The sequence below is a fragment of the Archangium violaceum Cb vi76 genome (assembly GCF_000733295.1).
GTDB classification, from domain to species: Bacteria; Myxococcota; Myxococcia; order Myxococcales; family Myxococcaceae; genus Archangium; species Archangium violaceum.
Map to the genome: position 1 here is coordinate 1 of NZ_JPMI01000123.1, position 13,072 is coordinate 13,072.

A 13,072-nucleotide genomic window follows, 5' to 3' on the forward strand; every position below is an offset into this window, starting at 1 on the left:
CGACGACGGGCACGACCCAGGGGGCGGATACCCTCACCCCGACCCTCTCCCGGGGGGAGAGGGAGGGGTCTTCCCCTTCGTTCGCGACGACCGTTCGCGGTCAGTCAGCGCCTCCTCCTCCCGCCGCCGTCGGGGATTTTCACATCCCCATCGGCCAACTCGCCGATGTGCCTCGCAACTCCGCTACGGACCTCATGCTGCTGGCTCCCGGCGTCATGCTCGCCAACCACGGCGGCGAGGGCCACGCCGAAACCATCTTCATCCGCGGCTTCGATGCCGGTGAGGGCAAGGACGTCGAGTTCCGCCTCAACGGTGTCCCCCTCAACGAGGTCTCCCACGCCCACGGCCATGGTTACGCCGACACCTACTTCATCATCCCCGAGCTCGTGGACTCGCTGCGCATCACCGAGGGCCCCTATGACCCCGCCCAGGGAGACTTCGGCGTGGCCGGCTCCGTGGAGTACCAGCTCGGCCTGAAGCGCCGCGGCCTCACCGCTTCCGCCAGCTACGGCAGCTTCGCCTCGCGCCGGCTGTCCCTGGTGTGGGGCCCTCCCGAGTCCAGTGAGGCCAACTTCGTGGGCGTGCTGCTGCGCCAGGGCCATGGTTTCGGCCCCAACCGCGCCTACGCCAACGCGGGTGCCATGGCCCAGGTGGAGTTCCGCGTCGGCGAGGACACCCGGCTGCGCCTCTTCGGCACCAGCTACGCGGCCCGCTTCTCCTCGGCGGGCGTCGTCCGCGAGACGGACGTGGTGGACGGACGCATGCCCTGTGCTCCCGGCGCGGACTCCCAGTTCTTCTGCTTCCATGATCCCAACCAGGGTGGGGCAGGGCAGCGCCACATCCTCTCCGCCGAGCTCCAGTCCCGGCTGCGCCGCGGCGGCCGCTTCGTCCAGCAAGGCTTCGTCGTGCTGCGGCAGATGCGCATCCGCGACAACTTCACCGGCTTCCTCAACGACGTGCCTCCCGTGGGCGAGCTCCCGCGCGGCGACAACACCGAGCAGTATTACCGCGGCACCACCGTGGGCCTGCGCGGGCGCTACTCGCCGGGCCTCACCTTCTTCGGCCAGCCGCAGCCCCTGGAGCTGGGCTACCTCGCGCGCTTCGATGACGTGCTCACCCGCGCCCGCCGCCTGCGCGACCACGGCGGCGCGCCCTACGCCACCCTCTTCGACAACCAGGTGCGCACCACCAACCTGGGCGCCTATGCCTCCCTGCGTCTGGCCCCGCTCTCCTGGCTCACCCTGCGCGGCGGCCTGCGCATGGACACCTTCCTCTTCGGCGTCGAGGACCAGAACCGCCCCGCCTCCGATCGCCAGGGCGAGCGCATCCCCGAGGAGTCCATCGAGGCCTATGGCTTCTTCGCCAGCCCCCGCATCACCGCCGAGGTGCGGCTGACGCCGCGGCTCACCTGGCTCACCAGCGCGGGCCTGGGCGCGCGTTCCAGTGACGCGGCCGCCCTGTCCGACGCGGAGCTCGCCCCCTACGCCCGCGTCACGGCGGCCGAGACGGGCCTGGGCTGGCGCCTCGCCGGGGACGGGCACGCGTATGACCTGGAGGTGCGCGGGGCCTTCTTCGCCACCCGCGTCTCCCAGGACCTCGTCTTCGACGAGACGACGGGCCGCAACCAGCCCGTGGGCCCCTCGCAGCGCCTGGGCGCCTTCGCCACCGCGCGCTTCACCCTGGAGCAGCGGGTGGACGTCCAGGCCAGCGCCGCCTGGGCCCATGCCACGCTCCCCCTGCCGGGTGCTCCGCAGTGGAAGCTGTGGGAGGGCACCGTCATGCCGTACATCCCCCACCTCCTCGGCCGGTTGGATGCCTCCGTGCGCGGAGAGCTCACCGTGTCCGGCCAGCCGGTGGGGTGGAACCTCGCCCTGGGGCACAGCGCCATCGGCCCCAAGCCCCTTCCGCTCGACCGCTACAGCGAGCCCATCTTCCTCTTCGACGCCGCGGCCCGCGCCCGGTGGAAGTGGATGGAGCTGGGCCTGTCCGTGGAGAACCTGCTCGACGCGCGCTGGCGCGAGGCCGAGCTCAACTACGTGTCCAACTTCCGCGGCCCGGACGCGCCCGCCTCGCTGCTGGCCACGCGCCACTTCGCCGCGGGCGCCCCCCGCACCTTCCGCGCCACCTTCACCCTCTACCTGGATCTCCAGGACGAGGAGCTCCCATGACGACGCCCTTCCGCACCACCCGCCGTGCCTTCACCACCCTGCTCGGCACCGCGCTGCTCGGCGGCGGCTCCGCCTGTGGGCTGTCCGGCACGGGGGGCCGCGCCATCGTCTTCCGCATGGGCCTGCGCACCGCCCTCGCCCCCGGCGAGACGTGGCCGGGCCACTTCACCACCGACACCGGCTGGCGCGTGGCCCTCACCTCCGCGCGCATGGTGCTCGGCCCCATCTACCTCTTCGAGAACGCCTCGCCCCTCCAACCGGGCTCCATGGGCCGGTGGTGGCGCCGCGTGAGCGATGTCCTCGTGCCCACCGCCCACGCGCATGACTCCTTCTTCGCCGGTGGCCGGGTGCTGGGCGAGTGGGACCGAGAGGTGGTGTATGACTTGCTGGCCGAGGGAGGCGGGACGCGGGTGCTCGGGCGCTCACCGGGTATCGCCGGCATGGCGCGCTCCTTCTCGCTGTTGCTCCAGCCTCCGTCCCGCGCGCTGGGCGCGGAGGCGGCGCCGCTCGAGGGCCGCTCGGTATTGATGGAGGGCACGGCCTCGCGAGACGGCCGCACCCTGGCCTTCCGCGTCGGCCTGGACTTCCCGCCGCCGGTGGAGCTGCAGCGCGTGGAGTTCGTCCCCATGGAGGTGGAGCTGGACGACGAGGGCCTCTTCATCGTGGAGCTCCAGCCCCACCGCTGGTTCGAGGGCACGCTCTTCGAGCGGTTGGCGGTCCCCCCGGGCGGCACGGCGGTGGCGGTGCCCCCGGAGAGCCAGGTTCACCGCGCGCTGCTCGTCAACGTGCGGCGGCACACCGCCTTCAGCGCCGCCTGGGAGTGAGCGCTACTTCGCGTACCGCTCGAGGATGAGCTCGAGCGTCGCGCTGGGGGTGGCGCCGAAGCGCAGGTAGTAGAACCGGTCTCCCCGCGTGGCGGTGAAGCGGGCCTGGTGGGTGATGCCAGGGCACACCGCGGCGGTGGGGCTCACCTCCACGGGCACCTCGGCCGCGTCCAGCTCGTCCCAGACGCTCACCGGGAGCTCCTGGTTCAGGTACAGCACGATGAGCTCATCCTGGTCCGGCTTGGAGACGAGCTCCGTGTGGCCCACGTGGGAGCCCGCGTCGGCCTCGGGGAGCGTCAACCGGTAGCGCGTGTGGCCCACGTCCGTCGACGGCGGGAAGCTGAACGGCGGCATGTTGGGCGCGGCCGTCAGGGACTCCGGGGTGCTCACGAGCGAGTGGGTGCAGGCGTGCTCGAGATCGCCGTTGCGCTTGCCCGTGGTGAAGTCCAGCTTGCCGTCACCCAGGAAGGTGCTGGCATCCAGCCGGTTGCCGGCGGCGGCGCTCCGCAGCGCGCTCAAGTCCAGTGCGTACGCGGACTCCTCCTCCATCGGCGGCCCTCCCTCCTCGGGCGCCGTGAGGGTGAGGGTGAGCGTGAGACCGTCGGGCGACCACTGGCCCGTGAGGGAGCGCGGCGGCGGCGTGGTGTCGGTGCGGTTCACCAGCGTCACCTGCGCGAAGGCCGGGTCCATGGCCTCGGTGAAGGTCACGGTGAGCACCTTGCGGAAGTACGCGCCCGGGCGGCTCGCTCCGGCGTCGTAGTACATCTCCACCGGGTAGACGTCCTGGGCGCCCTCGGCCACGCTGGCCGAGGTGACGGACGCGCGGGGGCGGTCCGAGCCGGTGCGGAAGTCCAGCGTGCCGTCGCCCAGCAGCACCGTGCCGTCCAGCGCGTTGCCGGCCACGTCCTGGAAGCCCTTCAGCTCCAGCGAGTGCGCATCGTCATGGCCGAGCCCGGTGACGGGTACCTTCAGCGTGTTGCCGCTCCACGCCGGGGCGCCGAGCTTCAGCCCGCTCGAGGGCACCAGCGTTCCCGTGTCTGGCCTCATCGGCTCGCTGAAGGTGAGGGACACCTCGGTGGTGGCACCGGGGAGCACGGCCTCCGCGTGCTCGGCGGGCGAGGTGGCCGTCACCGTGGGCGGCTGCGTGTCCGCTCCGGGGGCCGGGGGCGGAGGCGGGTTCTCGCAGGCCGTCAGGGCCAGGGCGCAGGCGGTGAGCAGGGCGGTGCCAGGGATGGGTCGCATCGTTCGGGGTTCCTCTCGCGGGGGTGGAAATGGCACCGGGGCGGCCTCGGAATGAGACCGCCCCGGTGGGGCGGGCATGGGCCCGCGTCGGTCAGCGGGGGGACTAGTTCGTCAGCGAGCCGTTGCAGTTCTCGTCCACGCTGTTGCCGGTGATCTCCGTGGCCGAGGGGTTGATGCTGGCGTTGGCGTCGTTGCAGTCGTAACGCTGGGTGATGTAGTCGGCGGGCGGCACGCACGCGGTGAGCACGGAGACGGAGCTGTTGCCCCAGGTGTCGTTGTCCGCGTCCTGGTAGTAGCGGACCCGGTAGTCCTCCACGCGCTCGGCCACCACGCCCACGAGGTTGCCCGAGGCCGTGCCCAGGTCCACCTGGTAGTCCGTGGTGGTGCTGGTCAGGTCATACACGGTCACCGTCACCAGCCCGCAGCCCGAGACGGAGATGCCGTGGGTGAGCGCCGGGCTCAGCGTGGTGGCGCCATCCTTCACGGTGAGGGTGTTGCCCTGCGTCCGGAAGAAGGCCCAGGAGCCCGCGGTGGCCGGGCGGAACTTCACCGTGCCCGTGGCTCCGGAGGGCAGCGTCACGTCGTACTGCTTGTGCGAGCTGTTGATGCTGGGGGTCGAGCCGGTGAGGCCGCTCGTCGCGGTCACCGACAGGTGATCCGCCGGGTTGTTCGAGTGCAGGCAGGAGTGCGAGCTGATGCTGGCGCCGAGCGCCGTGCAGCCGGCCTCCAGCGAGGCCTCCTGCTGCGAGGTGCCCTGCTCCTCCTCCAGCGCGGGGCCACAGGCGGCCAGCGACAGGCCCACGAGCGCACCGCAGACGTTCCGCATCGTCATCTTCATGGTGGATTCCTTTCGATGTGAACCGGGAGCGGCGCGGCGCCATGCGCCAGCACCACGTGCTCCTCGGCACCCGCACTGATGACGTAAACGCAACTTGGTTGCAACTGTTGCGGTGTGTTTTCGGTGTCTGGCTAGGGGAGGTGCTCGATGACGAGGCCCAGCTCGGGCAGGGGCGTGGGGCCGAACGTGACGGTGTACTGGACCTTGTCCGTCAGCTCGTAGCCCACCATGTGCACCAGGCCTCCCTGGCACACGCCGTCGCGCAGCGCCTCGGGGATGGGGGAGGTAGCGGCCACCTCGAGCACCGTGGTGCCCTCGCGGAAGGCCATGGGGACGCTCGCGTCGCTCAGGTAGGCGATGAAGTCTCCCGTGGCATAGGCCTTGAAGTTGAAGGTGCCAACGTACTGGCCGCCCTCCGGGCGCAGCTTCACCGTGTAGTACGTGTGGAAGGAGTCCACGCGGGGCTGCCGGTCCACGGCCGCCGTCACCGTGGCGAAGGGGCCGTTGGTGACGTGCCAGCACGCGTGCTCCCCGTTGTCGCCGAAGTCGAAGTCGTCCCTCGGCACGTAGTCGGGGTCTGGCACGCACGACAGGCCCTGCTCGGACGCCATGTGGCCCCGGTCGCAGTGGCACCAGTCACCCGTCGGCTCCCGGTGGATGTGGCCGTTGGGCGCGCACGGGTCCGTCTGCTCCTGGGGCTGCTCGTCGGGAGTCTTGGGCTCGGGCTCGGGGGGTTGGCCGCAGGCGGCGAACACCGCCGCACTGGCGGCCAGGGCGAGGAATCGGCGGAGAGAAGGCATGCCGATTCCTTGCCGTATCCTGATGGAAAATGCAACGGTGATACAGAAGCTATGAGCTGGCCGCGTTACTCCTCGTGGTGGTGGCCCGCCTCCTCGACGAGGAGGGTGAACTGGGAGTTCCGCGGGAAGATCGCCTTGAACTCCAGGCGGTACTCCACGTTGGCCTCGAGGTCCGCCACGATGGTGGTGCGCAGGCTGCCGCACGTCTCCTCGGGCACCTGGAGGCGGCACTCACGCGCCACCTCGGTGTTGCCGTTGAAGATGCGCAGGCCGCGATGACGCGACAGGAGGAAGGCGTACTCGCCGGACTCCTCCGGGATGAAGTTCACCGCGCCGCCGTAGCCGTAGCCGCTGGCCGGCAGGGTGATGTTGTAGGCGGTGTGGGGCGTGCTGACGTCCACGAAGGGGTAGGTGCCCAGCGCCGCGGCCGTCACCGCCTCGAAGGGACCGTACTCCGCGTGGTAGCACGCGTGCTCGGCCACCTCGAGCAGCTCCGTGGCCTCGGGCTCCCCGCAGGTCGAGAGCAGCGCATCCTGCCGCTCCTCCAGGGACTGGGGCTCCTGCTCCAGCTCCGCCTCGGTGCCACCGCAGCCGGTGAGCAGCAGCGCGACGCCGCAGGCCAGCAGGCTCTTCCTGATCAGGTTCTTCATGGTGTGACTCCTTGTGGGTAGGGGCCTCGAGGGATGGAGGCGGCACCGCCGCATCCGGGCTTTCCCATCAAGGCACGTCTAATCTGCCATCAGGAGGTAAAAGCAATCAAGTTGCATTTGTTTCCAGGACGCTTTTCTCCCGCCGGGCAACCCGGAGGCGGTGTGGCCCGTGGAGGAGGGAGAGGCGCCTAGCGGCCCTGCACGTTCCAGGACTCGCGCAGCTTGCTGGGGATGCGGAAGGGGGGCCGCCCGGCGCCGCGGTTCATCCACACCATTCCTTCCACCAGCTTGCGGCCGAACACCTCCGCGAGCCGCGCCACCACCCTGGAGTGGTCTCCCAGCTCGTCCGAGGCCCTGCCCAGCATGGCCAGCGGGCCGATCAGGTACCGGGTCCAGTCGGCGGGAGGGACCTTCAGCATGTCGGCGACCTCCTCGCCGAGGATGTGGCGGATGAGCGAGGCCGCCATTCCATCGAAGAGGTTGCCCGGCGTGACGTGCTCGGCCATCTGGATGAGCGCGCGCGTCATCTCCTGCCCCTCGGGGCTGGCGCGGAAGTGGCGCCGCTGGACGACCTCGGCGAGCGCCGCGCAGTCCTCGATGTCCTCCGGCAGCACGGCCGCCTCCAACCCCATCAGGTGCCCCACCACCTTCCAGCAGTGCAGGTAGGCGTTCTGCTCCTCCCTGGACAGCGTGCAGCCCAGCTTCTCGAGGCCCACGATGACGGCGTACGAGAAGTCGACCAGGGTTCCCGCCAGGTCCTCCTGGTTGATGGGGTAGCCCCACTCGGGGTTCCACTGCCCGCTCTCCAGGATGAGGTGGCGCACCGCCGCGTGCATCAGACGCACCTTCTGGGCGCTGCGGATGCCGCTGCCGCCCGGGGCCAGCCCGTCCGGCGCCAGCACGTCGATCAGCATCTGCGCCGTTTCCATGATGCGGCGGAAGGGGTCCGTGGCCAGCCGGGCGGTGAGGTGGATGACCTGGACGCCGTGGGCCGCCGCGTAGCTGGCCGGCAGGGCCCCACAGAAGAGGGAGACGACGGCCTGCGGCCCGTACCGGCCGAACAGCGCCTCGCCGTGGCGCACGGTGTCCGGGTCCGCCCAGGTGGGGAGTTGCTCCGTGCGCAGCAGGTACTCGCGCAACATCTCCGGGAGCTCGTCGGGGACGAGCTGATCGTTGCGGATGAGTTGCTGCAGCAGGGCGTTCGCGGTCTCCACCTGTCCCCGCTGGAACAGGGTCTTCACGGTCTCGTCGGCGAGCGGGTCCCCCCGCTGGCGGAAGCCGTCGAGGAAGTCATCGGTCCATCGATTGGCACGCATGGGCTGCCGCATTCTATCCGGCTGCTCTCGTTTGGCTCGAAATGCGCCGGGGAGCCGGGCGGACAGGCGGATGGTCTCCTCGACGGAGGGGGCGTTGCCGCTCCGGCCAGCGGAGCCCCAGCTTTCCTGGAGGCTTTGGCCTCCAGGGAGGGTTGAGCGTGGAAACAGAGAGGCCCATTCGTTCGCCACTCGAGCCCGTGAATGACCGGGAGCCGGTGGTGGTGCCTCGCTCCCAGGTGACGGTGAAGACGGTGCTCACCGTCTGCGCCACCGTGGTGGGGGTGTTGGCCGCCCTCTACCTGCTCGTCCACGGCATCATCACCCTCACCCTCAGTGTCACGGCCATCCTCCTGGCGGTGGCTTTCAACCATGGAGTGGAATGGCTGCAGCGGTGGGGCCTGAAGCGGCCCCTGGCCATCGCCACGGTGATACTGCTCGTCCTCGGGACGCTCGTGGGTGTGGGCTTCCTCATCATCCCCGCCACCGTGGCCCAGGTCCGCGAGTTGATCGAGCGTCTGCCGGAGCTCAACGAGCGCATGCACCAGACCTGGCTCTTCCAGTGGCTCGACGCGCGGCTGGGCCTGGAGCAACGGCTGGGGTCGCTCGGCGGGGACGGCTCCGGGCTCCTCCAGCGGACCGTGGAGCCGGCCCTGCGCGTGCTGCGAGGGCTGGTGGCGGGCGTGGGCGCCTTCGTCACCGTGCTCTTCCTCGTCGTCTTCATGCTCGTCCATGGCGGCCGGGTGGTGCGGGGCGTACTCGCCGAGTCCCTGCCGGCCCACCGCCAGCGCTACGAGCGGGTGTTGAACAAGGTGTACCAGGCCGTGGGGGGCTACCTGAGCGGGCTGGCCCTCATTGGCGTGGTGAACGCGGTCTGCGCCACCCTCTTCCTGGCCATCCTCGGCGTGCCCTTCTTCCTGCCGCTCGGAATCCTCTCCGGCCTGGGCAGCCTCATCCCCCTGCTGGGCGCCACCGCGGCCGGCTTGCTGCTCGCGGTGGTGGCGTACGCCTCGGGCGGGGTCTGGGACTTCCTGGCGGTGGGCATCTACGCCACCCTCTACCAGCAGTTCGAGAACCACGTGCTGGCGCCCGTCATCTACAAGCGCACCGTGGAGCTCAACCCGCTGGTGACGCTGCTCGGCATCATCCTCTTCGCCGAGCTGGCCGGGGTGCTCGGCACCTTCCTGGCGGTGCCCATCGTGGGCGCCTGTCAGATCGTCATCCGCGAGCTGCTCCTCCTGCGGCGCGAGCGCCTCGGACTGCCCTTGAAGGGAGACGTGGCGGAGCAACTCGAGAAGCGCGCTCCCCGGCGCCCGCCCTTCTGGCGCCGGCCCCGCCACGTGTGAGGCGGAGGCCGTTCAGCGCTCGGGCCGGTACATGGCGGCGGTGCGCTGGGCGAGGAAGCCGCGCGGGAGCAACCTCGCGGCGAATGTCAGCGTCTGGTTGAGCAGCCCGGGGACGTAGAGCTCCTTGCGGTGGATGAAGGCCCGCACCGCGTGCGCGGCGCAGTCCGTGGCGCTCATCATCCCCAGGTCGCCCGACTTGAAGCGGTTGGACAGCCCCGTCCTGTCGAGCATCTCCGTGGAGATGCCGCCCGGAGCGAAGACGGTGACGGACACGCCCTGGGGCCGCAGCTCCTGCGTCAGCGCCTGGCCATAGCTGGTGACGAAGGCCTTGGTGCCGCTGTAGGCCGCCTGGTACGGCACCGGGATGAAGCCCGCCACGCTGGAGACGAACATCAGCCCGCCCCGGGTCCCGCGCTCGACGAGGTGGCGCGCGAAGAGGGTGGAGAGACGCACCAGGCTGGTGACGTTGGTGTTCAGCATGGACTGGAACTCGTTCCACTCCAGCTTCAGCGCATCCCCCCAGTACGCCACGCCGGCGTTGAGGATGACGCCGTGGATGTCCCGCTCGCGCGTGGCCTCGGTGAAGACGCGCTCCACGTCCTCGGGCCGCGACAGGTCGGCCACGATGAAGGCGGCCTGCACGCCGTAGCGCGAGCGCAACTCCTCGCACAGCGCCTCCAGCCGCTCCCGCCGCCGCGCCACCACCAGCACGTGGCCACCCTGGTCCCTCGCGATGGAACGGGCCATCTCCTCTCCCAGTCCCGACGAGGCACCGGTGACGAGGGTCCAACGCGCCCGAAGCTCCAGCATCCGATTCATGCCGCGCACCCTAACCCGTCACCGCCGGGAGCGCATGGTCCACGAGCGGGGGCAGGGGAGGCGGGGCCTCGACCCGGCCCCCTCCCGGTGGGGAGAGGGCGGGGAGGCCAGGCGGGGTGGTGACTCCCCGCCCGGGGACTTCCTGGGGACTACGGCGTGGCCGGGTCCAGCAGGGACATGAGCCAGCCAGCGCGCTCGTGGCCCGACCTGTTCCACTGGGGGTTCTTGCCGCCCACCACCTGCGTGTCGGTGAACGTCGGGGCGCTCGAGGTCGAGCCCGTGCTCATCGTGCCGCCGTAGAAGGTCGGGTGCGTGTTGTCCGACTGGATGTAGTCGAAGCTGGTGCCCGAGCTCGCGAAGTGCGTGTTGGCGTCGCGCAGCGTGCCCACCAGCGTGCTGGTGATGCGGGCCACGTAGGCGGCCTCGGTCTCGCCGGAGACGTAGCGCAGGGCGTCGCTGTCGATCTTCCCGTCACCGTTGGTGTCGTAGTCCGCGCCCATGTACTCGGCGAACGCGTCCGCGCACTTGAAGCCGTACTTCTCCGCCAGGTTGCAGGTGCGCCAGTTGCTCTTGGCCAGGTAGGGCAGGAACTTGGCGCGCTTGTTGATCCTCGTCCCGGTGCTGGAGTCCGTGCAGCTGGTCTGCACGTTGTCCGCGTCGAAGCCGGGATAGTAGATGTTCATGACGATCTTGGCCTTGGCCGACGTCGCGTACTGGTTGATGGCCTGCATGGCCCTCTCCGTGTACGTGGTGCAGTTGGCCAGGGCGGTGTCCAGACCGGCGTAGCTGCAGGTGCCCGTCTGGTCCGTGAAGGCAGAGCGCGCCTGCAGGTAGTCGTTGCCGCACATCTCGAACATCACCACGCGGGTGTTGCTCGTCTGCATGTACGAGCGCTCGGAGACGATCTTGTTGTTGTAGATGTCGTCGGCCCGCGCGCCGGACTTGGTGCGGCGCACCACCTCGATGTTGGCGCCAAAGTCCTTGGCCAGGTACTCGCCCTCGACGGCGGGCGCCGCGCGCTTGGCCACGCTGAAGAGGCCACCGTTGTAGCCGGCGAAGATGGAGTCACCGTAGGCCACGACGCGGTACGTCGAGGCGGCGCCACGGTTGATGGTCCACGACGTGTTCTGGTTGATGGTGCTCGCGAGCGCGTCGCCGCCCAGCACCAGGCTGGCCGTGAGCGTCACGGCGAGGGACACACCCTGCCCGTTGAGACGAGAGAACATGATGACTCCTGGAATCGTGAATTGGGGGTGAAACAGGAGCACGGCTTATTCGCCGGCATCACCGATATAACAGAAAGTTTGGATGTTTCGAACAGCTTGAGACGAATTCGCCGCGGATCGCTGTTTGCCTGAGGCGTCAATCAATGACAGGCCGCGTCATCCTCTGCGTGACGCGCTGTGTTGCGGTGGGGCTGTCATCTACTCATCAGTCGCGGTGTCCCGGCGGCACGCTGGCGATTCCGTTCGCCATGACCGTCCTGGTGGAGCGGACGGTGGGCACCCTGCGCGAGCCACCGCCGCCCTCTTCACCCTGCCCGTCGCGAGTGCCTAGCGCACGAGACGCAGCGCGCGGTAGCCCGGGACTTCCGCGGCGCGCGCCCGGACCTCGAACCAGTTGTCGCGGTACGGGTGGCCGCCGCGCGCGAACTGCCAGAGCGAGGCGAGCCCGTAGAGGGGGAGGAACAGCGGGCCGAGCACGAGGGTCTGCATGACGTGCGCGCGCTCGTGGCGCACCAGGCGGATCTGCCGGGGGCCGTCCGCGCCGGAATAGGTGACCACGGCGCCAATGGTGAAGGCGGCGATGTGGAAGCGGCGCATGTACCAGTCGAGCGGTCCGCCCGGTTGGACGACGAAGTGGAGGATGCCCTCCTCGTCCACCGACTCGAGCCGGGTGAAGAGCATGGCGAGCATCAGGCCCAGTATCGTCACTGGGAGTGCCCAGACGTAACCGGCGAACCAGAGCACCTTCCTCATGGGCCTCATGATGCCAGCGGGCCGGGGGAAACATCCTGGCCACCGGAGGAGAGCTGGCGGCTTCCTGACAGCTGGCCCTGGAAGTGACTCGCGCCGGACGATGCCCGGACGCCTGCTCCCCCGGCGGGAGTCCGGCGAGCGCGCGGAGGGCACGTTATAGATTCACCCCGAATGACCGCCCCCCTGGAACAACCCTCTCCCTCCACCGGCGACATGGACGCCCTGGCCGCGTTGCTGCGGGGCCGCCGGCTCGTGGTGCTCACGGGGGCCGGGTGCAGCACCGAGTCGGGCATCCCGGACTACCGGGGGCCCGGCACGCGCGCCCGTGCCCGCAACCCCATCCAGCATCGCGAGTTCCTCACCAGACCCGAGGTGCGTACGCGTTACTGGGCCCGGAGCCTGCTCGGCTGGCCGCGCTTCTCGTCGGCCCGGCCCAACGCGGCGCACCAGGCGCTCGCCACCCTGGAGCGGGAGGGCCATGTGCTGGGCCTCATCACCCAGAACGTGGACCGGTTGCACCATGCCGCGGGCAGCCAACGGGTCATCGAGCTCCACGGGGCGCTTGCCCGGGTGCGGTGTCTGGACTGTGAGGCCATCGAGCCCCGGGTGGAGCTGCAGGAGCGCCTGCGGGCCCTCAACCCCGGTTTCGCGGAGCGGACCGCCGAGCTGCGGCCGGATGGGGACGCCGAGCTGCCCGTCGAAGCGGTGCGGGACTTCCAGGTGGCGGTCTGCATCCGCTGTGGCGGGACGCTGAAGCCGGACGTGGTCTTCTTCGGTGACAACGTTCCACCGCCCACGGTGGAGGCGGCGTTCTCGCTGCTCGAGGAGGGCGACGCGCTGCTGGTGGTGGGCTCCTCCCTGGCCATCTACTCGGGCTTCCGTTTCCTCCAGCGCGCCGCGGATCGCCACATGCCCATTGGCCTCGTCAACATCGGCGAGTGCCGTGGGGGAGAGTTGGTGGATGTGCGGGTGGAGGCCCGGGCGGGGGAGGTGCTCCCCCAGCTCGCGGCGGCGCTCGCCACCGGTTGAGCCCGAGTCCTGTTGTGTGACACGGCGCTCCGGTCCAATCTCCCGGGGCCCCCGCGACCCGAGA

At 70.1% G+C, this 13,072-nt stretch carries 12 protein-coding genes; 4 read left to right on the plus strand and 8 right to left on the minus strand.

Annotated elements, in window-relative coordinates; translation table 11 throughout:
* Together Q664_RS18315 and Q664_RS18320 are read left to right on the plus strand one after the other, a co-directional pair.
* The coding region (locus Q664_RS18315; protein ID WP_235216757.1) for a TonB-dependent receptor at positions 1-2,168 on the plus strand (2,168 nt) is incomplete at its 5' end.
* The gene (locus Q664_RS18320) at positions 2,165-2,992 is read left to right on the plus strand and encodes a hypothetical protein (RefSeq protein WP_043396896.1); all 828 of its coding nucleotides are present in this window, start codon (positions 2,165-2,167) and stop codon (positions 2,990-2,992) included. The genes Q664_RS18315 and Q664_RS18320, both read left to right, overlap by 4 nt.
* Positions 2,993-2,995: 3 nt before the next feature.
* On the opposite strand, the gene Q664_RS18325 is transcribed toward Q664_RS18320, so the two are convergent.
* From Q664_RS18325 to Q664_RS18345, 5 genes are all read right to left on the minus strand, one after another.
* Positions 2,996-4,234, minus strand: coding sequence for an Ig-like domain-containing domain (locus Q664_RS18325; protein ID WP_052518314.1), 1,239 nt, complete (start codon positions 4,232-4,234; stop codon positions 2,996-2,998).
* A 103-nt stretch (positions 4,235-4,337) separates the two neighbouring features.
* Positions 4,338-5,072: a putative metal-binding motif-containing protein gene (locus Q664_RS18330; protein WP_043396899.1), complete on the minus strand. Its 735-nt coding sequence runs from the start codon at positions 5,070-5,072 to the stop codon at positions 4,338-4,340.
* 131 nt (positions 5,073-5,203) lie between these two features.
* A complete protein-coding gene (locus Q664_RS18335) occupies positions 5,204-5,872 on the minus strand; it encodes a hypothetical protein (RefSeq protein WP_152622186.1) in 669 nt (222 codons plus the stop codon).
* A gap of 65 nt (positions 5,873-5,937) precedes the next feature.
* Positions 5,938-6,522 carry a hypothetical protein gene (locus Q664_RS18340; RefSeq protein ID WP_043396903.1) on the minus strand — a complete coding sequence of 195 codons (585 nt, stop codon included), beginning with the start codon at positions 6,520-6,522 and terminating at the stop codon, positions 5,938-5,940.
* 188 nt (positions 6,523-6,710) lie between these two features.
* Positions 6,711-7,838, minus strand: a complete 1,128-nt coding sequence (locus tag Q664_RS18345; RefSeq protein WP_160174435.1) for an oxygenase MpaB family protein — start codon at positions 7,836-7,838, stop codon at positions 6,711-6,713.
* A gap of 158 nt (positions 7,839-7,996) precedes the next feature.
* Here Q664_RS18345 and Q664_RS18350 point away from each other — a divergent pair, with 158 nt between their 5' ends.
* The gene (locus tag Q664_RS18350; protein WP_160174436.1) at positions 7,997-9,181 is read left to right on the plus strand and encodes an AI-2E family transporter; all 1,185 of its coding nucleotides are present in this window, start codon (positions 7,997-7,999) and stop codon (positions 9,179-9,181) included.
* 12 nt (positions 9,182-9,193) lie between these two features.
* On the opposite strand, the gene Q664_RS18355 is transcribed toward Q664_RS18350, so the two are convergent.
* The 3 genes from Q664_RS18355 to Q664_RS18365 all read right to left on the minus strand — a co-directional run bounded on the left by Q664_RS18355 (position 9,194) and on the right by Q664_RS18365 (position 11,979).
* A complete protein-coding gene (locus Q664_RS18355; RefSeq protein ID WP_235216758.1) occupies positions 9,194-10,000 on the minus strand; it encodes an SDR family NAD(P)-dependent oxidoreductase in 807 nt (268 codons plus the stop codon).
* Positions 10,001-10,149: 149 nt separating this feature from the next.
* A complete protein-coding gene (locus tag Q664_RS18360) occupies positions 10,150-11,226 on the minus strand; it encodes an SGNH/GDSL hydrolase family protein (RefSeq protein WP_043396909.1) in 1,077 nt (358 codons plus the stop codon).
* Positions 11,227-11,553: 327 nt separating this feature from the next.
* Positions 11,554-11,979 carry a hypothetical protein gene (locus Q664_RS18365; protein ID WP_043396912.1) on the minus strand — a complete coding sequence of 142 codons (426 nt, stop codon included), beginning with the start codon at positions 11,977-11,979 and terminating at the stop codon, positions 11,554-11,556.
* A 171-nt stretch (positions 11,980-12,150) separates the two neighbouring features.
* Between Q664_RS18365 and Q664_RS18370 the strand changes: the two genes are divergently transcribed.
* Entirely contained in the window at positions 12,151-13,008 is an 858-nt protein-coding gene (locus Q664_RS18370) for an NAD-dependent protein deacetylase (RefSeq protein ID WP_043396915.1), read from the plus strand.
* Positions 13,009-13,072 lie beyond the last annotated feature (64 nt).